At 72.2% G+C, this 21023-nt stretch carries 16 protein-coding genes; 10 read left to right on the top strand and 6 right to left on the bottom strand.

Annotated features, from left to right (window positions below):
- Position 1: 1 nt before the first annotated feature.
- The 4 genes from DXK32_RS02955 to DXK32_RS02940 form a co-directional block, all read right to left on the bottom strand.
- On the bottom strand, positions 2-922 hold the full coding sequence (locus DXK32_RS02955) for an NAD(P)-dependent oxidoreductase (protein ID WP_114857158.1): 921 nt from the start codon (positions 920-922) through the stop codon (positions 2-4).
- Between the two features lie 142 nt (positions 923-1064).
- Positions 1065-2291 carry a LysR family transcriptional regulator gene (locus DXK32_RS02950; RefSeq protein WP_114857157.1) on the bottom strand — a complete coding sequence of 409 codons (1227 nt, stop codon included), beginning with the start codon at positions 2289-2291 and terminating at the stop codon, positions 1065-1067.
- Positions 2292-2401: 110 nt separating this feature from the next.
- On the bottom strand, positions 2402-3340 hold the full coding sequence (locus DXK32_RS02945; protein ID WP_114857156.1) for a hypothetical protein: 939 nt from the start codon (positions 3338-3340) through the stop codon (positions 2402-2404).
- A 173-nt stretch (positions 3341-3513) separates the two neighbouring features.
- The gene (locus DXK32_RS02940) at positions 3514-4047 is read right to left on the bottom strand and encodes an RNA polymerase factor sigma-70 (protein WP_114857155.1); all 534 of its coding nucleotides are present in this window, start codon (positions 4045-4047) and stop codon (positions 3514-3516) included.
- A gap of 154 nt (positions 4048-4201) precedes the next feature.
- Here DXK32_RS02940 and DXK32_RS02935 point away from each other — a divergent pair, with 154 nt between their 5' ends.
- Complete coding sequence (locus DXK32_RS02935; RefSeq protein WP_114857154.1) at positions 4202-6643, top strand: TonB-dependent siderophore receptor; 2442 nt, start codon at positions 4202-4204, stop codon at positions 6641-6643.
- A 28-nt stretch (positions 6644-6671) separates the two neighbouring features.
- Here DXK32_RS02935 and DXK32_RS02930 read toward each other — a convergent pair whose 3' ends face one another.
- Positions 6672-7691 (bottom strand): FecR family protein, encoded by a 1020-nt coding sequence (locus DXK32_RS02930; protein WP_114857153.1) that lies wholly within the window; start codon positions 7689-7691, stop codon positions 6672-6674.
- Positions 7692-7899: 208 nt separating this feature from the next.
- Between DXK32_RS02930 and DXK32_RS02925 the strand changes: the two genes are divergently transcribed.
- The 6 genes from DXK32_RS02925 (at position 7900) to DXK32_RS02900 (ending at position 16784) form a co-directional block, all read left to right on the top strand.
- Positions 7900-9552 carry a cyclic peptide export ABC transporter gene (locus tag DXK32_RS02925; protein ID WP_114857152.1) on the top strand — a complete coding sequence of 551 codons (1653 nt, stop codon included), beginning with the start codon at positions 7900-7902 and terminating at the stop codon, positions 9550-9552.
- Between the two features lie 140 nt (positions 9553-9692).
- The gene (locus tag DXK32_RS02920) at positions 9693-11936 is read left to right on the top strand and encodes a TonB-dependent siderophore receptor (RefSeq protein WP_247876943.1); all 2244 of its coding nucleotides are present in this window, start codon (positions 9693-9695) and stop codon (positions 11934-11936) included.
- 19 nt (positions 11937-11955) lie between these two features.
- Positions 11956-12894: an ABC transporter substrate-binding protein gene (locus DXK32_RS02915; RefSeq protein ID WP_114857151.1), complete on the top strand. Its 939-nt coding sequence runs from the start codon at positions 11956-11958 to the stop codon at positions 12892-12894.
- On the top strand, positions 12887-14881 hold the full coding sequence (gene fhuB / locus DXK32_RS02910; RefSeq protein WP_114857230.1) for a Fe(3+)-hydroxamate ABC transporter permease FhuB: 1995 nt from the start codon (positions 12887-12889) through the stop codon (positions 14879-14881). The genes DXK32_RS02915 and fhuB overlap by 8 nt, the downstream gene beginning before the upstream one ends.
- The gene (locus DXK32_RS02905) at positions 14881-15999 is read left to right on the top strand and encodes a siderophore-interacting protein (protein WP_114857150.1); all 1119 of its coding nucleotides are present in this window, start codon (positions 14881-14883) and stop codon (positions 15997-15999) included. The genes fhuB and DXK32_RS02905 overlap by 1 nt, the downstream gene beginning before the upstream one ends.
- On the top strand, positions 15996-16784 hold the full coding sequence (locus tag DXK32_RS02900; RefSeq protein ID WP_114857149.1) for an ATP-binding cassette domain-containing protein: 789 nt from the start codon (positions 15996-15998) through the stop codon (positions 16782-16784). The genes DXK32_RS02905 and DXK32_RS02900 overlap by 4 nt, the downstream gene beginning before the upstream one ends.
- Positions 16785-16800: 16 nt before the next feature.
- Here the strand turns inward: DXK32_RS02900 and DXK32_RS02895 are convergent, their stop codons facing one another.
- Positions 16801-17421 (bottom strand): TetR/AcrR family transcriptional regulator, encoded by a 621-nt coding sequence (locus DXK32_RS02895; RefSeq protein WP_114857148.1) that lies wholly within the window; start codon positions 17419-17421, stop codon positions 16801-16803.
- Between the two features lie 126 nt (positions 17422-17547).
- Between DXK32_RS02895 and DXK32_RS02890 the strand changes: the two genes are divergently transcribed.
- Genes DXK32_RS02890 through DXK32_RS02880 form a run of 3 tightly spaced genes read left to right on the top strand, consistent with a single transcriptional unit; the run spans position 17548 to position 20837 of the window.
- Positions 17548-18303 carry an SDR family oxidoreductase gene (locus tag DXK32_RS02890; RefSeq protein WP_014199259.1) on the top strand — a complete coding sequence of 252 codons (756 nt, stop codon included), beginning with the start codon at positions 17548-17550 and terminating at the stop codon, positions 18301-18303.
- A gap of 28 nt (positions 18304-18331) precedes the next feature.
- Complete coding sequence (locus DXK32_RS02885) at positions 18332-19522, top strand: acetyl-CoA C-acyltransferase (RefSeq protein ID WP_205215631.1); 1191 nt, start codon at positions 18332-18334, stop codon at positions 19520-19522.
- Between the two features lie 28 nt (positions 19523-19550).
- Positions 19551-20837, top strand: a complete 1287-nt coding sequence (locus tag DXK32_RS02880) for an MFS transporter (protein WP_114857146.1) — start codon at positions 19551-19553, stop codon at positions 20835-20837.
- Positions 20838-21023: the final 186 nt, after the last annotated feature.

Below are 21023 nucleotides of genomic sequence, written 5' to 3'. Positions count from 1 at the left end.
GTCACCGCTCGACCGGGTCGAGCCGCGCCAGAATGGCGTCGGCCAGCGCCCGGTAATCGCTCTCGCCGATGGCGCGGGCGTCCAGCTTGAGGTCGCCGATACGCTGCTGCCAGTCGACGGCGGCGCGGGCCATGCCGCCGGCCAAACCCAGCTCATCGACGGTGCGCGCGACCTCGCGCATCTCGGCGGCGCGGCGGACGCCGTGGGTCATGACGCGCTCCTGCATGTAGGCGGCGCGCTCCTTGAAGCCGAAACCGGGATAGGTGACGTCCAGGGAGTCCAGCACCACCTCGTCCACCCCGGCCTTGCGCCCGGCCAGCACGCATTCGAGGAACAGCGCCTCCAGCCCCTTCATCATGACGCTGCGGATCATCTTGATGGAGGAGGCGGTGCCGACCGGCCCCGGCGCCTCCTTCGCGTTCATCTCCAGGGCGGACAGGGCGGCCAGGGCCTCGGCGGCGTGCGGGCCGGCGACCAGCAGCGGAGTCTTGTGGAGCTTCGGATGGACCGGCGCCATCACCGCCAGATCGACGTAGCGCCCGCCCGCCGCCTCGACCGCCTGCGCCGATTCCCGCTTGGTGCCGGGCGCGCAGGAGTTGCCATCGAAGAACAGCGCGCCGGGCGCGAGATGGGCGGCGGCGCTGCGGGCGGCGGCCTGCGCCTGATCGGCGGTGACCAGCGAGAAGACCAGCGCGGCCCCGGCCAGGGCATCCTCCGCCCGCTCGGCGCCGGTCACGCCGGCCGCCACATAGTCCGCCCATTTGCGGGCGCGCACCACCGCGTCGGCGGACCCGGTCTTGACGTCGAAGGCGGCGACCGTGTCCGCCAGCCCGGCGCCCCGCCAGCCGGAGCGGAAGGCCGACGCCGCCTCCCCGAAGCCGATGAAGGCCACCTTGGCCGTCCGCCGATCCTGCACCGTCATCGCCGCCTCCGTCCGTGCGCCGGGAGTCCACCTCCCCTCGACTGGTCAGGACTAGCACGCCGGCACCCCGCCGGCGGCATTCAATGACGGACCATCCTATCCAATTTTTGAATAGCGCTTCCGGCGCGTTTTGAATGGCCGCTCACGGGCGGGGAACCGGCGAGACGGCCTGTTTGCCGGCCGCGCGCAGCAGGTCGAGGAAATGCGCCTGCGTCGCGGTCGGGCGCCACCCCCGGCGCACGGTGAGGCCGATGGTGCGCTCGGTGTTGGCCAGCTCCACGGGCAGGATGACCAGCAGCCCCAGCTCATGCTCATGCCGGATCTGGTGCGCCGAGATCAGGGTCAACCGGTCGCTGCCCAGCAGCAGGCCGCGCACCAGGATCTGGGAGCTGGTCTCGACCAGCCCGCGCGGCGGGGCGTCGGCGAACAGCGCCTCGAACCGGTCACGGGTCGGCGTGTCGCGGCGCGGGACCACCCATTGGCACCCCGCCAGCTCCTCCAGCGACAGCCTGGGCCGGCGGGACAGTGGATGGAAGGCGCGCGCCACCACGACCAGCGGGTCCTCGAACAAGGGCTCCTGCACGACGTCGTCGATGGGCAGCGGGTCGCGCAGCGCGCCGATCAGCACGTCGATCTCGCCGTGGCGCAGCCCGTGCAGCAGGTCGTCGTACGGGCCGTCGAGCACGTCGAACTGGACGTCCGGACGCTCGCGCACCAGCGCGTTGACGGCGGTCGGCAGGATGAAGGGGCGCGACAGCGGCATGCTGCCGACCACGATGCGGGCGGTGTCGCCGCCCAGCCCCTCGCCAACCTCCGCGAATCCCTGCTCCAGCTCGGTGATCGCCAGCTTGACATGCTGGACCAGCGCCTTGGCGGCGGGGGTCAGCGCGATGCCGGCGGCGGTCCGCGCGAACAGCGCCATGCCCGCCAGCCGTTCCAGATCGCGGGCGGCGCGGTGCAAGGTCGGTTGCGAGATGCCGACGGTGCGCGCGGCGAGGCTGAAATTGCCGGCGTCGGCGACCGCGGCCAGCGCCCGGATCTGCGCCGCGGTCAGCAGCTGGTCGAAATCCGCCACACCGCGCAGACCGCCCTTGCGCCCGCCGATGCGGACGGCCTCGCGCGTGCCGGTGCGCAGGCGGTCGAGCGCGCGCTCCACCCGGTCGAGGAACAGCACGCCCATGGCGGACACCGCCATGCCGTCCGGCCGCCGCTCGAACAGGGGGGTGCCGACCTCCTCCTCCAGCTTGGCGATGGCCTGGGTGATGGCGGGCTGGGACAGATGCACATGCTCCGCCGCCTGACTGATGCTGCCGCGCCGCGCCACCTCGCGGAAGGCCCGCAAATGCCGGATGTTGGGAATGCCGTTCATCGGACCGTCCTGCTCCACAGCACCGCTGCCGGAGCGGCCATAGCAAAAATCAATGGCTCCAGCTTATCGTCGGGGCACCGCGCCGTAAAGAGGCCGGGCCGTGGGGCGTGCTACACCGCCGCCGCGCGCTTGACCGCCTCGATCATCCCCTGGAAGCCCTGGGCCGAACGGTACGGCCCTTGCGGATCGGCCGCCTGGGCGAAACAGGCGCGGAGCCGGTCCCAGTCCGGCGTCGGGCACATCTCCTCGAACCAGGAGCCATGGCTCCGCCATGGGGCGAGCGCCGTCGCGACATCGGCCGGCAGAACGCGCCCGCCGTCGCGTTCCTGCTCCAGGAAGGCCAGGGCCGACCGGCAGCCGCCGACCATGTTCTCGGCGAAGACCCCGAGGCTGTCCGGGTGCAGGCGGGGGCGTCCGTCCGGGTCGATGTAGAGGATGGGAAAGACCGGCGCCAGCCGCGGAAACAGGGTGTTGGCCCACAGGGTGCCGCCCCAGTAGACCTGGGCGATCCGGGCGAAATGGGCCACCTCGACGACGGGTTCGAGTCCGCTCGCCTCCAGGGGCAGGATCTCGACCTTGGGCTTGGTGACGGTCACGGTGTCGTTGGCCGCGTCGACATACAGCGCGCCGACCTGCATGGCGTTCTGGAAGTAGCTGCCGCGCAGCGCCCCCCAGATCGGCGAGAGGTGGCCGCCCTCGCGGACGAAGGCCGCCAGGGCCTGCGTGACCGGCGTGTCCGGCGCGGCGATCCGGCGGCGCAACCGCTCGAAGACGGCGTCGCTGATCTCGCGGCAGAAGCCCTTGGGGTAAGGGTTGCGGCGCTTCGGGAAGGTCAGCCGGCCCTCGTCCCGATCCCGGTCGACGCCATGGCGCAGCTCCAGCATCAGCGCGTCCAGGGCCGCAAGATGGGGGCCGAGCCACCGCTCCGTCAGGGCGCGCATCCCCTCGTCGGGCGGAACCGGGCGGTGGTGGTTGCACCAGACACGCAACTGGCGGTCCAACGGCGTCTCGGCGCCCAGCGGCGGACGGGCGGAAGCGGTGTGGGTCACGGGCGGGCGGTCTCCGGGGCAAGCGGCAACCGTCCATTCGGTCCGCATGGCCAACCCGGGCGGAGCAGCGCGCGGCATCCCGATCTGGTCCCCGCCCAGTCTGGTCGCGGACAGGTAACGCCGTTGCCGGGCCGCCGGTCAAGCGACCATCGCGGTCGAACGCCCCCCGATCGTCAGGCGGACGGATCGACCCGCTTCATCGCCTTGCGGCAGTGGACCAGCGCGTCGCGGATCATGACGTTGACCAGCGTCGGCGACACGCCGAGGGTTTCCGCGATGTCCTTCTGGCTGTGGCCGTGGATCCGGTGCATCTCGAAGGCGTAGCGGGTGCGCTCCGGCAGATCGGCCAGCGCCGATTCGAGCGTGTGCAGGAGCTGGCGGTTCACGTTCACGCTTTCCGGCGAGGCCGCGTCCGGCGTGCTCACCGCCTGCCCTTCCTCCTCCGCCGCCATCAGACGCGATTCCAGGCCTTTCCGGCGGTAGTGATCGATCGCGAGATTGCGCACGACCATCATCAGGTAGCCCGCCTTGGCCCGGATGGAACTGGTCGACTCCGTCCCCAGCAGCTTCACGAAGGCGTCCTGAACCACGTCCTCGGCGTGGTGGCGGCACCCGGTGATCCGCTCGGCCATCCCGATCAGCGACCGCCGATGCGTCGTGAAGACGTCGGTCAGGGTCTGATTCTCGGCGGTTCCTACCGGTCGCATGGGACGATCCTTGTGCAAAGCGACGCCGCGGCGGGGCAGCAAACCCCAAGGCTTGACAAGCCGTCGCAAGCTAATGCAACTGACAGTCATTTGCAAATGAGGAAAAGGCAGAAATTCCTGCGGTGATTTCTAGTATTCGTTGCGCGAGTTCTGAATGACCCCGCGCCTCGCAGGCTTTCTGCTCGGCGGGCTGGCGCTCGGCTGCTCGGTGCCCGGCGCGCCTTCCCCCGCCCTGCCCGCCACCCTGTCCGATTCCGTGCAGGCCGTTTCCCAAGACAGGCCGCTGGCGATCCCGGCCCTTCCGCTGGGCGAGGCGCTGACCCGCTTCGGCCAGCAGACCGGTTTGCAGATCCTCTACAGCCCGGACCTCGTGTCGGGCCGCCGGTCGCGCGCCCTGGCGGGACGGATGGCCCCGGCGGCGGCCCTCGCCGAACTGCTGGGCGGGACCGGCCTGTCCTTCGACCTGCGCGACGGGATGGCGACCATCGGCCGGCCGCAGGAAACCGCCGACGTCCTGCCCCCCTTGACGGTGGAGGGCCGACCGCCGCACAGCGGCCGGGCGGCGAGCCTCGCCAGCCCCGACCGCAGCGTCGGCCGCACCGAAACCCCCGTCGAAGACCTGCCGCAGGGGCTCTCCATCGTCACGCGCGCCGATCTCGACCGGCGCGACGTCCAGGACATCAACGGCGCGCTGGCCTACAGCGCCGGGGTGCGCCCCATCGACTATCCCGGCGGCCAGGGCGCCATCGACGTCTATGTCCGCGGCTTCCGCCAGAGTTCCGATTCCGTCCTGATCGACGGGCTGCGCAGCGGTTTCAACCCCTACGGGCTGGAGTACGAGCCCTTCGGCGTGGAGCGGCTGGAGGTGCTGAAGGGACCGGCCTCGGCCATCTACGGCGCGATGCCGCCCGGCGGCGCCATCGCCCTGACCAGCAAGCGCCCGACCGATCAACCGCTCCACCGGCTCCAGCTCCAGGGCGGCAGTCATGACCGGCGGCAGGTCACCGCCGATCTGAGCGACCGCATCGACGCCGAAGGATCGCTGCGCTACCGGCTGACCGCGCTGTCACGGCGCAGCGGCACGCAGGTCGACCACACGCCGGACGACCGCCTCTACGTCGCCCCCGCGCTGTCCTGGTCGGCCGGCGAGGGCACCGAGATCACCCTGCTCGCCAGCCTCCTCGACTTCCGCAAAATGGGGGCGGAGCAGAGCTTCCCGGTGTCGGGCACGGTGCTGGACAACCCCTACGGCCGCCTCGATCCAAGCCTGTTCCTGGGCTATCCGGGGGTGAGTTCCTACCGTTCGCGCACCCTCTCGGCCGGCTACGAGGTCCGCCACGCGCTGGGCAAGGTCCTGGCCGGCGACTGGACGCTGCGCCACAGCCTGCGCCACAGCCGCAGCCGCGTCGGCTACCGGTGGAGCTCGGCGGACTCCGGCGCGCTGGAGGCGGACCGCTACTACCGGTTCGGGCTGCAGGACCGGCCCAAGACCAGCTCCACCCTGCTGGCCGACGCCAACCTGCAGGGCGCCGTCACCACCGGACCGCTGCGCCACAGCCTGCTGGTCGGCGCCGATCACGCCCGCTACCGGGTGCACGAAACGCGGCGGCACGGCACGGTGGCCGACCCGATCGACGTCTTCGCCCCGGTCTATGGCGGACCCTACGCCTGGGACGCGACGCTGCTCAACGACCTGACCGACCGCATCCGCCAGACCGGCCTCTATCTCCAGGACGAGATCGCCGCCGGGGGCTGGCGGCTGACCCTCGGCGGGCGGCTGGACTGGAGCCGCACGGACGTCCGCGGCCTGCTGTCCGACAGCGTGCCGGTGAAGACGACCCAGCCCGACCGCGCCTTCACCAAGCGCATCGGGCTCGCTTACCGCTTCGACAACGGCCTGACGCCCTACGCCGGCTATGCGACCTCCTTCCAGCCGACCAGCGGCAGCGACGCGCAAGGCCGTCCCTTCTCGCCGAGCCGCGGCGCGCAGATCGAAGCCGGGCTGCGCTACCGGCCCGGGGGATTCGACGGGCTGTTCACCGCGTCGCTGTTCCGCGCGGTGCAGCGCAACCTCACCGCCGCCGACCCGGACCATCCCGGTTATCTGGCCCAGACCGGCGAGACGCGGTCGCGCGGCGTCGAGCTGGAGGCGCGGACCGCGGTCAGCGAGACGACCGATCTGACGGCGGCCTACACCCTCACCGACGCGCGGGTCACCCGCGACACCGCCGCCCCCGGCGGCACCGACAAGACCGGCAACCGGGTGGCCTCGGTCCCCCGCCACGCCGCGTCGCTCTGGCTGCGCCAGCGTGTCGAGGACGGACCGGCCGACGGCCTGACCGCCGGCATCGGGTTGCGGTATGTCGGCGCGACGGACAACGCCGCGAACAGCGTGCGCGTCCCCGCCTACACGCTGGTCGATGTCAGCCTGGGCTACGAGCTGGACCGGCTCGCCCCATCGCTCGACGGGGTCGGGCTGACGCTGACCGCGACCAACCTGTTCGACCGCCGCTATTTCGCGCCGGGCTTCTATGAGGATTCGGTCTTCGTCGGCAACCGGCGGGCGGTGCTGGCGACCCTGTCCTACCGCTGGTGACCGGCCCGCTGGTGACCAGCTCCCGGCCTCAGCGGGCGGAGAGGAGCAGCGCGCCGTCCTTCGCGGCGATCGTCACCGGCAGCACCCGCGGCAGCGACGCCACCACGCGGTCGAGGTCGGCAACGTCGTACACGCCGCCGATGCGCATCGCCCCGACCCGGCGGTCGGCCAGCCGCAGCGGCTGCGCCAGATAGGGGTTCAACAGCGGGACCGCCTCGGCCAGGGTGATGTCGTCGAACACCAGCTTGCCCTCGCGCCAGGACAGCACCCGCGCCGGATCGACGCGCGCGACGCTGCCGAACCGGCTGTCGCGGGCGAATCGGCCCTGCTGGCCCGGCGTCAGCCGCAGGGGCTCCTCCCCCGCCGCGGCGGCGGCGGCGCTCACGGTCACCGCGCCCTCGGCCAGCGTCACGGCCAGCTCGCCGTCGTTGGCCCAGACGTTGAACCGCGTTCCGGTCACCCGGACCCGATGGGCGGCGGTGAAGACGGTGAAGGGCCGTGCGGCGTCGCCCGCGACCGCGAAATAGGCCTCGCCATGGTCCATCAGCACGCTGCGGCGGTCGCGGAACTGGGCGTAGAACAGGGTGGTGCGGACGTTCAGGTCCACCGTCGAGCCGTCGGGCAGACCGACCACGCGGTGCCGGTCCCCGCCGAGGAAGACGTCCACCGTGCCGGGCAGCACACCGAACGACCAGCCCACCGGCCAGCCGACGGCCAGGGCCGCCGCGACGCAGGCCGCCAGCGCCCAGCGCCGCTGTTTCGGCGCCCGGACAAGGGGCCGGACAAGGGGCCGGACAAGGGGAGAACGCACCACCTCGACGGGCCGTGCCGGAGCGGGGGGCGCGGTCACCCGCGGCCGCAGCCCGGCGGACAGGCCCCACAGCTCCCGCATCGCGTCGAATTCCGCCGCATGGCGCGGGTCGTCCCGGCACCAGCGCTCGAAGGCGGCCCGGTCGGCGTCGCTCACCTCCTCCGCTTGCAGGCGCAGGCACCAGTCCGCCGCCTCTTCGGTCACGCGGTCGTCGTCGGAAGGATGGGACGGAGGCATACAGGCGCGCTCGGCTCCGGAAATCGTGTGCCAGCTATAGGGCAGACCGGGACCACACCGCAAGGCGGGCGGGATGGCCGCGACCGCTCCGCCGGTACCGCTTCAGTTTTGCCCCGCTCGTTCGTCCTAATCGTCAGGGCCGTGCGCGTCCGCCTTCCCGGCGGGGGCGTCGCGCGGCCGCCCGTCGCCCCGTCCCCCAGGAACCCCGATGCCGACGTCCCCCCGTTCCAGCCTGTCCGCGCTGCTCCATCTCCTGCGCCCCTTCTGGCCGCTGCTGACCGCCGCCACCCTTCTTGGTGTGCTCGGCGGGCTCAGCGTGACCGGGCTGCTGGCCGCCATCAACCGCATCCTGCACGCCGGCGACAGCCCCGGCGCCGGGCTCCTGCTCGCCTTCGCCGGGCTGTGCGCGCTGGCGCTGGCCGGGTCGGTCCTGTCCGACATCGGCACCAACCGGATCGGGCAGCGGGTCATCGCGCGGCTGCGCAAGGATCTGGGCGACCGCATCCTGACGGCGCCGATCGACCAGCTGGAGCGCTACCGCAGCCACCGCCTGATCCCGGTGCTGACCCACGACGTGGACACCATCAGCGACTTCGCCTTCGTCTTCGCGCCGCTGGCGGTGTCGCTCAGCGTCACTCTGGGCAGCCTCGTCTATCTGGCCCTGCTGTCCTGGCCGATGTTCCTGGCGACGGCGGCGGCCATCCTGATCGGCAGCGCCGTTCAGTACATCGCGCGCGGCCGCGGCATCGAGGGCTTCCAGGAGGCGCGCGCCCACGAGGACGAGCTGCAGAAGCACTACCGCTCGCTGGCGGAGGGGGCGAAGGAGCTGCGCATCAACCGGCCGCGCCGGCTGCGCCTGCAAAGCGAGGCGCTGCGCGGCACCATCGACCGCATCTGCGAGGTCCAGATCCGCTCGATCACCCTCTTCGTCGTCGCCAAGGGGTTCGGCTCCACCCTGTTCTTCATCGTCATCGGGGTGGCGCTCGGCGTCGAGGCGCTGTGGCCCAGCACCGACCGCGGGACGCTCAGCGGCTTCATCCTGGTCCTGCTCTACATGAAAGGGCCGCTGGAGCATCTGATCGGCACCCTGCCCATCGTCAGCCGCGCCCAGGTCGCCTTCCGCCGCATCGCCGAGCTGTCGGCGGCCTTCGCCTCGCCGGAGCCGCACCTGCTGATGAAGGACGACGGGCGGCCGCCCGAAACCATCGACTCGCTGGAGCTGCGCGACGCCCGCTACGCCTACCCGCCGGCCGGGCCGGGCGAGGCCCCCTTCGTGCTCGGCCCCGTGTCGCTGCGCGTCGGGCGCGGCGAGATCCTGTTCATCGTCGGCGAGAACGGCTGCGGCAAGACCACGCTGATCAAGATGCTGCTCGGCCTCTACGCCCCGCAGGACGGAGAGATCCTGCTGAACGGCAAGCCGGTGACGCCGGAGACGCGCGACGACTACCGCCAGCTCTTCACCACCATCTTCGCCGACTATTTCCTGTTCGACGACCTGATCCAGGCGGGCGGAAACGTGCCGGAGGAGGCCCAGGCCTATCTGGAACGGCTGGAGATCGCCCACAAGGTCAGTCTGGTCGACGGGGTGTTCAGCACCACCGACCTGTCCACCGGGCAGCGCAAGCGGCTGGCCCTGCTCCAGGCCTGGACGGAGGGGCGACCGGTGCTGGTGTTCGACGAATGGGCCGCCGACCAGGACCCGGCCTTCCGCCGGATCTTCTACACCGAGCTGCTGCCCAGCCTGAAGGCGATGGGCAAGACGATCATCGTCATCTCCCACGACGACCGCTATTTCGACGTGGCCGACCATCTGCTCCGGCTGACCGCCGGAATGGTCGCCCAGGAGGAATTCACCCGCTAAAAAATTCACGGCGATGAAAGAATCCCCTTAAGTTCCGCCTACCCCCTTCGTCTTAGAGGCAGGAGACGGGTTTCGCAGGACGCGGAACCCGCCGGATCGAGAGTCATTCGGGGGTTATGGAGATGGAGATTGGGGTTGGGGTGGCCGCAGCGGCCGGCCGTCCGGCGACGGGCAAGCGCGGGCGTCTGAAGGCGGTCCTGCTGGCGACGACGATGGCCGGAATGACGGCGTTGGCGCATCAGCCAACCGCCCTGGCTCAACAGCCGGACGCCGGACAGGCTGGCGGCGGAACAGTCAACGGCGGATCGGCCGGCAACGCCACGGTTCTCGCCCCGCTCACCGTCCAGGGCGTCGTCGGCGGCACCGACGGCTATGTCGCGACGCGCAGCGCCGTTGGCACCAAGGTGGACACGCCGCTCGTCGAGATTCCGCAGACGATCTCCGTCGTGACCCGCGAGGAGCTGGACCAGCGCGCCGTGCAGGATTTCGGCGGTGCTGTCGCCTACTCGCCCGGCATCGTCGTGGTCGATTATCCGGGCGGCCCCGGCGCCCCAGACTTCTCGATGCGCGGCTTCCGCGACTTCAGCCTGTTCGGCATCTACCGCGACGGCCTGCGGGCCGGTTTCAACAACTACGACACCAATTTCGAGCCCTACGGGCTGGAGCGCGTCGACATCGTGAAGGGACCCTCGTCGGTCCTGTTCGGCCAGACCGCGCCCGGCGGCGTCGTGAACCTGACCAGCAAGCGGCCGACCGCCGCGCCGCTGCACGAAATCCAGCTTCAGACGGGCAGCTACAAGCGCCGTCAGGCCGCCTTCGATCTCGGCGGGCCGGTCGATGGCGAGGGCAAGGTGCTCTACCGCCTGACCGGGCTCGGCCGCCTGTCCGACACCCAGGTGGACCACGCGCCGGACGACCGCTTCTACATCGCGCCGGCGGTGACCTTCAAGCCGACCGACAAAACCAAGCTGACCCTGCTCGCCAGCCACCAGTCGCTGAAGATGGGCGGGTCGGAGCAGAGCATCCCGCGCAGCGCGCTCGACGTGATCGGCACCGACCTCTATTTCGGCGTTCCCGGCGTGTCCGACTGGCGGGTGAAGAACACGTCGATCGGCTACGAGGTCGAGCATGAGCTGAGCCCGAACTGGTCGATCCACCAGAACGCCCGCTACATGCATTCGCGGGTCAGCTTCCAGACCTCCTTCAGCACCGAATGGCCGGTCGAGCTGGTGGACGGCCGCTATTACCCGGTGGGGCTGCAGGACCGTCCGAAGAACACCGACACCTACCTGATCGACAGCAACATCCAGGGCAAGCTGACCACCGGCCCGGTCTCGCACACCATCCTGGCCGGCGTCGATTACGGCTATTACTCCGGCAAGGAGACGCGGCGGAACACGCTGAACTCGCTGGTCGTCGACATCTTCAACCCGTCCTATCCGGGGACGGAGTTCATCTACGCCGACCCCTGGGTGAACGGGAAGAGCAAGCTGTCGCAGATCGGCGCCTACCTCCAGGACCAGCTCCGCTACGACAACTGGATCCTGACGCTCAGCGGCCGTCAGGACTGGGTGGTCGGCAAGGAGGTCGACTACCTCTCCAACGGCTTCCAGACCACGCGCGACCACGACTTCACCGGGCGCGCCGGCCTCGGCTACGTCTTCGACAACGGCATCGCGCCCTACGCCAGCTTCGCGACCTCGTTCCAGCCGAGCACCGGCACGCTGGCCCCGGAACGCGGCGGCGGCACCTTCAAGCCGACCACCGGCACGCAGTACGAGGTCGGCGTGAAGTACCAGCCGGCGGGCTGGACCAGCTTCATCTCCGCCTCGCTCTACCACATCACCCAGCAGAACGTGTCGACCAACGACCCGCTCTACAGCGGCTACGCCGTGCAGGAGGGCGAGATCCGCAGCCGCGGCGTCGAGCTGGAGGGCAAGATGGCGCTGACGGAATCGTTCAGCCTGATCGCCTCCTACGCCTTCATCGACGCCGAGATCACCAAGGACAACCCGGCCGTGGGTTCCTCCACCAGCTCGGTCGGGCTGCGGCCGAAGGGGATTCCGCGCCACATGGCCTCGGCCTGGGGCGACTACACCGTCAAGGCGGGGCCGCTCGACGGGCTCGGCCTCGGGGCGGGGGTGCGCTATGTCGGCTCGTCCAAGAACATCGCCAACACCGCGAGCATCCCCGAGCACGCGCTGATCGACGCCGCCATCCGCTACGACCTGGGCGCCCTGCGTCCAGAGCTGGCGGGGGCCAGCGCCGCGCTCAACGTCAGCAATCTGACCGACAAGAAGTATTATGCGCCGGGCTTCTACGACAACACGGTGCTGTACGGCAACCGCCGCCAGATCCTGGCGACGCTGAAGTACAGCTGGTAAGGCCGGCCCCTTGTCCTCGATGCCCGGCATCAACGGCACCGTCAGCCGGCGCCGACTCCTCCGCGCCGCCGCCCTGCTCCCGGCCATCCTGCTCCCGGCCGGCCTGATGGCCGGCGGCGCGTGGTCGGCGGAGCGAAGGACGGACGGCGGACTCTGCGCGCTCGACTGGACGAGCGCGCAGGCTCTGCTGGCGCTGGGCATCGTTCCCCGCGGCATTCCCGAGCTTGACCGCTACCGCCGGGCGGTGGTCGAGCCGGCGGTGCCGGACGGCGTTCCGGACATCGGCGCGCGGGCGGAGCCGAACCTGGAGCTGCTCGACCGGCTCGCCCCGGCGCGCTTCGTCGGCGACGGCGCGCTGTCGGCGGTGCAGGGCCGGCTGGAACGGATCGCCCCCGTCACCGTCCATCCGCCCTTCGACACCCGGTCCGACGGGGACGGGGAGCCGGGTGGGCAGCTCGCCTTCGCCGTCGCCTCGCTGCGCGGGCTGGCCGCCGACCTCGGCGTGCCGGAGGCGGCGGAGCGGGCGGTCGCCCGGCTCGACCGCACTCTGGCGGCGGCGCGCGACCGGCTGTCCGGATGGGAGCGCCGCCCGCTCTACATCCTCAGCGTCCTCGACGGGCGGCGCGTCCTCATCCACGGGCGCAACAGCCTCTATCACGATGTCCTCGACCGGCTGGGGATCGTGAACGCCTGGACCGGCCCCAGCGGCCCCTACGGCCACGCCACGGTGACCATGGACCGGCTGACCGGACGCCCCGACGCCGGGCTGGTCAACATCGGCAGCGAGGGCGGGCGGGCGCTGGAGGCGCTGGCCGCCCTGCCGCTGTTCGCCGGGCTGCCCTTCCTGCGCGAAGGCCGGGTCACCATCCTGCCGCCCATCCTCTTCTACGGCGGCGTCCCGGCGGCGGAACGTTTCGCCCGCCTGCTCGGCGAAGGGCTTGCGCCGCATCATGGCTGACACCGCGACCTCACCCCCGTTCCGCCGCTTCGGTCCCGCCGGACCGGTCCTCGGCCTGTTCCTGCTGGCCGGGCTGGTGTCCGCCCTGGTCCTTGAGCGGCAGTTGCCGGCCGGGCTGTGGTGGCGGGCGCTCATCGCGCCCGACCCGGCGCGGCTCGACCAGCTCGCCGCCCATTACGTCCTGTTCCCGCGCTTCGCGGTCGCCCTGCTGGTCGGGGCGGCGCTGGGCCTCGCCGGGGCCATCCTGCAACAGGTCCTGCGCAACCCGCTGGCCGAGCCGGCCACTCTGGGCATCTCCGCCGGCGCCCACCTGTCGCTCGCCATCGCCACGCTGTGGCTGCCCGACGCGCTGGCGCTGGGGCGGGAATGGGTGGCGCTGGCCGGCGCCGGGCTGTCGGCGGCGGCGCTGCTGGCGCTGTCCTGGCGCAAGGGGCTGTCGCCGGTCACCGTCGTTCTGGCCGGCCTCGTCCTCAGCCTCTACGCTGGGTCGGTCAGCGGTGTGATGGTGCTGTTCAACCATGACCTGCTGATCGGCCTGTTCCTGTGGGGCGCCGGCTTCCTCGACCAGCAGGATTGGAGCATGGCCGCCTTCCTGGCGCCGCGGCTGGCCGTGCTGGCGCTCGCCGCCGCGCTGGTGCTGCGCCCGCTGGTCCTGCTCGGCCTCGGCGAGGGCGGGGCGCGCAGCCTGGGCCTGTCGGTGGCGGGCGCCCGGCTGGCCGGTCTCGTGATCGCGGTGATGCTGGCGGCATTGAGCGTCGCCGCCGTCGGCGTGGTCAGCTTCGTCGGGCTGGCCGCCCCGACCATCGTCGGCATGGCCGGCGCCCGCCGGCTGGGTCCACGCCTGCTCTGGGCGACGCTGTGCGGCGCCGCCCTGCTGTGGGCGACCGACGCCCTGGTGCTTCTGGCCCCGGTCACCTACCGCGAACTGCCGACCGGCGCCGTCACCGCGGTGCTGGGGGTGCCGATGCTGCTGTGGCTGCTGCCCCGCCTGCGCACGGCGGCACCGCCGGTCACCGCCGCCACAGCACCGCCGCCGCGGGCGCACCGCCCGGCGTTGCTGCTCGCCGCCGGCGCCCTGCTGCTGCCGCTGGCCCTGTGGGCGGCGGTCGCCGCCGGCCGCGGTCCGGACGGCTGGGAGTGGAGCGTCGGCAACGCCCTTGCCGCGGTGGAGCCCTGGCGCCTGCCGCGGGCGCTGGCGGCGCTGGCCGGCGGAGCGATGCTGGCACTGGCCGGCGCCACGCTGCAACGGATGACCGGCAACCCGCTGGCGGCGCCGGAAATCCTCGGCGTGTCCTCCGGCGCGATCCTCGGCGTGATCGTTCTGATGTTCTCGGCCGAAACCCCCGGCCGCGGCGCCCAGATCCTGGCCGGCGGGGCGGGAGCGGCGGCGGTGCTGGCGGCGATGCTGGCGCTCGGCCGCAAGGACGGCTTCTCGCCCGACCGGCTGCTGCTGGCCGGGATCGCCACCAGCTCCATCTCCGGGGTCGTCGTCGCCGTCCTGATGGCCGGACACGATCCGCGCCTCCAGACGCTCGTCACCTGGCTGTCCGGCTCCACCTACATGGTCGGCCCGACCGACGCGCTGGCGGCGGCGCTGCTGGCCGGGCTCGCCGTCGCCGCCATCCCCTTCGTCGCCCGCTGGCTCGACCTGCTGCCGCTCGGCGGCGGGGTGGCGGCGGCCCTGGGGGTCAGCCCGCCGCTCAGCCGCGCCGTCCTGTTCAGTTTGTCGGCGCTGCTGACCGCGGCGGCGACGCTGATCGTCGGGCCGCTGAGCTTCGTCGGGCTGATGGGGCCGCACCTCGCCCGCATGCTCGGCCTGCAGCGGGCGGCGGCCCATCTCGCCGGCTCCGCCCTGCTTGGCGGGCTGGTCATGCTGGCCGCCGACTGGCTTGGACGCGGCGTGATCTTCCCCTATCAAGTGCCGGCCGGGCTGCTCGCGTCCGTGATCGGCGGCCCCTTCCTCCTCTGGCTTCTGGGACGGCGCTGATGACCCGCTTCTCCTGCGACACCGCGATTCCCCAAGACCGCCTCCCCGGCAGCCCCGCCGCCGCCGCGGACTGGCTGGTCGCCGCCTCCGAGCCCTACGGCCTGACCTTCGCCCGCGACGGCGACCGCCTGACGACGGACGGGCCGTTCGGCCGCCTGACGCTGACCGTGGGCACGGACGCCCTGCGTCTGCGGGCGGAATCGGACGACCGCGGCCTCCTGGAGCGGTTCCGCGGCTCCGTCACCGAGCAGTTGCTCGGCCTGCTCGGGGAGGACGCGGCGATCGTCTGGACCGGCGACGTCGAGACCGGGGCGCTGTTCGCCGATTTCCGCGAAATCCGCGTCGCCGCCGTCCGCGACCTGACCCCGCGCCTGCGCCGCATCACCTTCCACGGCCGGGACCTTGGACGCTTCGCGACGTCGGACAACCTGCATGTCCGTCTCTACCTGCCGCCGCCGGGGCTGGAGGCGCCGTCCTGGCCGCGCCCCGGCCCCGACGGACGGCCGGTCCTGCCCGACCCCGAGCGCCGGCCGGCGGTCCGCTACTACACCCTGCGGCGCGTCGACGCCGAGGCTGGCGAACTGGACATCGACGTCGTCCTGCACGAGGATGGCGGCCATGATGACGGCCATTCCGGCGAGGCCCCCGGCGCCGATTTCGCCCGGCGGGCGCGGCCCGGCGACCTCTGCGGCATGTCCGGCCCCTACGGGCTCGGCATCCGTCCGGCCTCCTGGTACCTGCTGGCCGGCGACGAGACGGCCCTCCCCGCCATCGCCCGCATCCTGGAGGAGCTGCCCGACGACGCCCGCGGCACTGCCCTGATCGAGGTCGAGGACGCGGCGGACGAGCTGCCGCTCCGGGCCCCCGCAGGGTTCGCCGTCCGCTGGCTGCACCGCCGCAACGCCGGGACGGCAAGCCCGCTGGTCGAGGCGGTGCGCGCCCTGCCCCTCCCGGCGGACACCGCCACCCTGTTCGCCTGGGCCGCCTGCGAGTTCGACGACCTCGCCCGGCTGCGCGAGCATCTGCGGGGATGCGGCATCGACCGCGACCGCATGCTCGCCGTCGCCTACTGGCGGCGCACCCCGCCGGGAGCGTCGGCCAAAGGAATTTCCGCATGACGCCCGCCACGGAGCCGATGTTCCGCCTCGACGGGGTGCGCTTCGCCTTGCCGGGGCGCCTGCTGCTCGACCTGCCGTCCTGCGACCTGTTCCCCCACCGGGTGACCGCGCTGATCGGCCACAACGGCTCCGGCAAATCGACCCTGCTGAAGATCCTCGCCCGCCAGCAGCCGCCGAGCGGCGGGCGGGTGCTGTTCGACGGCCGGCCCCTGGACCGCTGGAAGCAGCGCGCCCTCGCCCGCCGCATCGGCTACCTGCCGCAGCACATGCCCGCGGCGTCCGGGCTTCTGGTGCGCGAGCTGGTGGCGCTCGGCCGCTATCCCTGGCACGGCGCGCTCGGCGCCTTCCGCGCGGAGGACGCCCGCAAGGTGGAGGAAGCGCTGGCGCTGACCGACACCGCGCCCTTCGCCGACCGGCTGGTCGACAGCCTGTCGGGCGGCGAGCGGCAGCGGGTATGGCTGGCCATGCTGATCGCGCAGGACGCCGGCTGCCTGCTGCTCGACGAGCCGATCTCGGCGCTCGACGTCGCCCATCAAGTGGAGGTGCTGGCCCTGGTCCGCCGCCTGTCGCGCGAGCGCGGCATCGGCGTGGTCGCGGTGCTGCACGACGTGAACATGGCGGCGCGCTTCTGCGACGACATCGTCGCCCTGCAGGGCGGTCGGCTGATCGACCGCGGCCCCCCGGCCGAGATCATGACGCCGGCGCGGCTGGGCGCCGTCTACGGCCTGCCGATGGCGGTGATCCCCCATCCGGACAGCGGCGAGCCGGTCGCGCTGGTGCGCTGAGCACCGGCGGGCGCGCTCACGCCCCGCCCTCTCCCACGCCATCTCCCACGCCGTTTCCCAGGATGCCGAGCTGGCGGCGCAGCGCCGCCAGGATCGCCGCCGACCGGTCCGGATCGGTCGGCGCGGTGGCGCGGGCCAGCGCCATGCCGCCGACCAGAGCCGACACGATGGCGATGGCGCGGTCGCGGCGCTCGGCGGCGCCCTCCCCGCTCCGCTCCGGCAGGCGCTCTTCCACCGCCGCGAAGAAGCCCTCGACGCCGGTCCCGAAACGCTCCTGCACCGCCGGGTCCTGCCGCGCCACCTCCCCGGCGAAGGCGGCCATCGGACAGCCGGCGTCCGGCCGGTCGCGGTGCCGTTCGCTCAGATAGCGCGTCAGGAAGGCGTCGAGCGCCCCCTCCGGCGACGCCTCGTCGGCGGGCAGCCGGCCGAGACTCTCCGCGAAGGCTGCCTCGCAGGCCTCGGCGGCCAGCGCGTCCTTCGAGGCGAAATGGCCGTAGAAACCGCCGTGGGTCAGCCCGGCGGCCTTGGTGACCTCCGCCACCCCGACCTTGTCGAATCCGCGCTCGCGGAACAGGCGTCCCGCCGCCTTGACGATGGCGGCCCGGTTCTCCGCCGCCTTTTCCTTGGAAACCTTCACGTCGTCACCCTGTGCATGGCTGCCACGCCTCCAGCCCGGGAGGTCGCAGCGATATTCATGATGGACGTCATGAATAAGTCCATTCATGATGGTCATCATCATAACCCAGCGGACATGGAGAGGACAATGACGGATATGAGCGGCGGCGTGGCCCTGGTCACCGGCGGCACCTCGGGCATCGGGCGGGCGACCGCGCTGGCCTTCGCCAAGGCGGGCGCCACGGCCATCGTCACCGGGCGGCGCGAGGCGGAGGGGCTGGAGACGGTGGACCTCGTCCGGCAGGCCGGCGGGCGCGCCGTCTTCGTCCAGGCGGACGTCGCCGACGCCGAGGAGGTCGCCGCCCTGTTCGCCCGGATCGAGCGGGACCACGGCCGGCTCGACTACGCCTTCAACAACGCCGGCATCCATTTCGGCCGCTCGGTGGCCGACACGACGGAGGCCGACTTCGACCGCATGGTCGCCGTCAACATCAAGGGCGTCTGGCTGTGCCTGAAGCACGAGCTGCCGATCATGCTGCGGCAGGGCAAGGGCGCCATCGTGTCCACCGGCTCGGTGCTTGGGCAGATCGGTCTGGCCGGCAACAGCGTCTATTCCGCCAGCAAGGCGGCGGTCGAGGGCATGACCCGCAGCGTCGCCATCGAGGTCGCCAAGTCCGGCGTGCGCGTCAACGCCGTCTGCCCGGCGATCATCCAGACGCCGATGAGCGCCGGGTCCTTCGGCGGGGAGGAGGCGGTGAACGCGGCGCTCGGCCCGCTGCACCCGGTCGGTCGCGTCGGCCAGCCGCGCGAGGTCGCCGACACCGTGGTCTGGCTGTGCTCCGACGCCGCGTCCTTCATCACCGGCCAGTCGATCAACGTCGACGGCGGCCTGACGGTGCAGTGATCCCCATCCCATAAAGGAGTTCGCGATCATGGACGCAACGGACCCCGTCGTCATCGTCTCCGCCGCGCGCACGCCGCTCGGCCGTTTCCAGGGGGAGCTGTCGGCTCTGCCCGCCCACGCGCTGGGCGCCCACGCCGTCCGTGCGGCGCTGAGCCGCGCCGGGTTGGCGCCGGGGCGGGTGGACGAGGTTCTGCTCGGCTGCGTGCTGCCCGCCGGCCAGGGGCAGGCGCCGGCCCGACAGGCGGCGCGCGGCGCCGGTCTGCCCGACGCCACCGGCGCCACCACCGTCAACAAGGTCTGCGGCTCCGGCATGAAGGCGACGATGCTCGCCCACGACCTGATCCGCGCCGGCTCCGCCGACCTCGTGGTCGCCGGCGGCATGGAGTCGATGTCCAACGCGCCCTATCTGCTGGCCAAGGCGCGCGGCGGCTACCGCATCGGGCACGACCGCATCCTCGACCACCTGATGCTCGACGGGCTGGAGGACGCCTATGAGGGCGGGCGCCCGATGGGCGATTTCGGCGAGGCGACCGCCGACCTCTACGGCTTCACCCGCGCCGAGCAGGACGCCTACGCCGTCGAGACGCTGACCCGCGCCCGCGCCGCCATCGCGAGCGGCGCCTTCGCCGCCGAGATCGCGCCCGTCACTCTCGCCGTCAAAGGTGGCGAGCGCACCGTCGCCGACGACGAGAACCCGCTGAAGGTCGCGCCGGAGAAGATCCCCGGCCTGAAGCCGGCCTTCCGCCGCGACGGCACGATCACCGCGGCCAGCTCCTCGGCCAACGCCGACGGGGCGGCGGCGCTGCTGCTCACCCGCCGCTCGCTGGCCGAGCGCGAGGGGCTGCCCGTGCTGGCGACCATCCTCGGCCACGCCACCCACAGCCAGGACCCGGCCTGGTTCACCACGGCGCCGATTCCGGCGATCCGCAAGCTGCTCGACCGCGTCGGCTGGGGTGTCCGCGACGTCGACCTGTTCGAGATCAACGAGGCCTTCGCGGTCGTCGCCATGGCGGCGCAGCGCGACCTCGGCATTCCCCGCGACGCGCTGAACGTCAACGGCGGGGCCTGCGCGCTCGGCCACCCCATCGGCGCCACCGGCGCGCGGCTGATCGTGACGCTGCTGCACGCGCTGGCCGCGCGGGGGCTGCGCCGCGGTGTCGCCAGCCTGTGCATCGGCGGCGGCGAGGCCACGGCCATCGCGGTCGAACGGCCCGCCTGACCCTGTCCGCCACACCGGAACCCCCTCCATGCTGTCCTCCCCCGTCGCCGCCGCGCTGGCGCGGCGCAACGTCCATTACGGCTGGGCCGTCGTCGGCGTCACCTTCCTGACCATGCTGGTGTCGGCCGGCGCGGTCGGCGCCCCCGGCGTCCTGCTGCTGCCCCTGCAGCGCGAGTTCGGCTGGTCCATCGCCGACATCTCGGTGGCGCTCGCCATCCGCCTGCTGCTGTTCGGCCTGATGGGGCCGTTCGCCGCCGCGCTCATCAACCGCTACGGCGTCAAGCGGATGGTGCTGTCCTCGCTGACTCTGGTCAGCGGCGGGCTGCTGCTGTCGCTCGCCATGCGCGAGGTCTGGCAGCTGATCCTGCTCTGGGGCTTCGTCGTCGGCTTCGGCACCGGCCTGACCGCCATGGTGCTGGGCGCCACCGTGGCGACGCGCTGGTTCAGCCGGCGGCGCGGGCTGGTCGTCGGCCTGCTGACCGCCAGCTCGGCCACCGGGCAGCTCGTCTTCATGCCGCTCTTGTCGATGCTGACCGAGCAGATGGGTTGGCGCGTCGCGCTGGCGCTGCTCTGCGGACTGCTGTGGGTGGCGGCGCTGGCCGTGCTCGCCCTGATGCGCGACCGTCCGTCCGACCTCGGGCTGGCCGCCTATGGCGAGGAGGGTGCGGCGACCGCCCCGCCGCCGCCTGCCGGATCGGTGGTGGCCGCCGCGCTGGGCGCCCTGCGCGACGCGTCGAAGACGCGGGTCTTCTGGGTGCTGTTCGCCACCTTCTTCATCTGCGGGGCGAGCACCAACGGGCTGATCCAGACCCACCTGATCCCGCTCTGCGTCGATTTCGGCGTGCCGGAGGTGCGGGCCGCGAGCCTGCTGGCGTTGATGGGAGTCTTCGACTTCGTCGGCACGGTCGCCTCGGGCTGGCTGTCCGACCGCTACGACAACCGCTGGCTCCTGTTCTGGTATTACGGCCTGCGCGGGCTGTCGCTGCTGTTTCTGCCCTATTCCGACTTCACGCTTTACGGCCTGTCGCTGTTCGCGGTGTTCTACGGGCTGGACTGGATCGCCACTGTGCCGCCGACCGTCCGGCTGACGGCGGAACGCTTCGGGCGGGAGCGCGCCAACCTCGTCTTCGGCTGGGTCTTCGCCGGGCACCAGATCGGTGCCGCCTGCGCCGCCTTCGGGGCCGGCTACGCCCGCAGCACGCTGGACAGCTACCTGCCGGCCTTCTTCATCGCCGGGCTGCTCTGCCTGGGGGCCGCGCTGCTGGTCCCGACGCTGGGCCGCGCCCCGGCCGCCAAGCCGGCGCCAGCCACCTGAGGGCGCCCATTCAAGACTCCCGCGTTGGCGCAGCAGCCCTCTCCCCTCTGGGGAGAGGGTGGCCCGAAGGGCCGGTGAGGGGGTCCCGCCATAGCGGCACGTTCGGCAAAAGCGCAACCCCCTCACCCTAACCCTCTCCCCAGAGGAGAGAGGGGACAACCAAAGCCCCATCGACATCAGACCGGG

Source organism: Azospirillum brasilense, assembly GCF_003349955.1.
GTDB classification, from domain to species: Bacteria; Pseudomonadota; Alphaproteobacteria; order Azospirillales; family Azospirillaceae; genus Azospirillum; species Azospirillum brasilense_B.
This window is presented reverse-complemented; position numbering and strand designations above follow the sequence as displayed.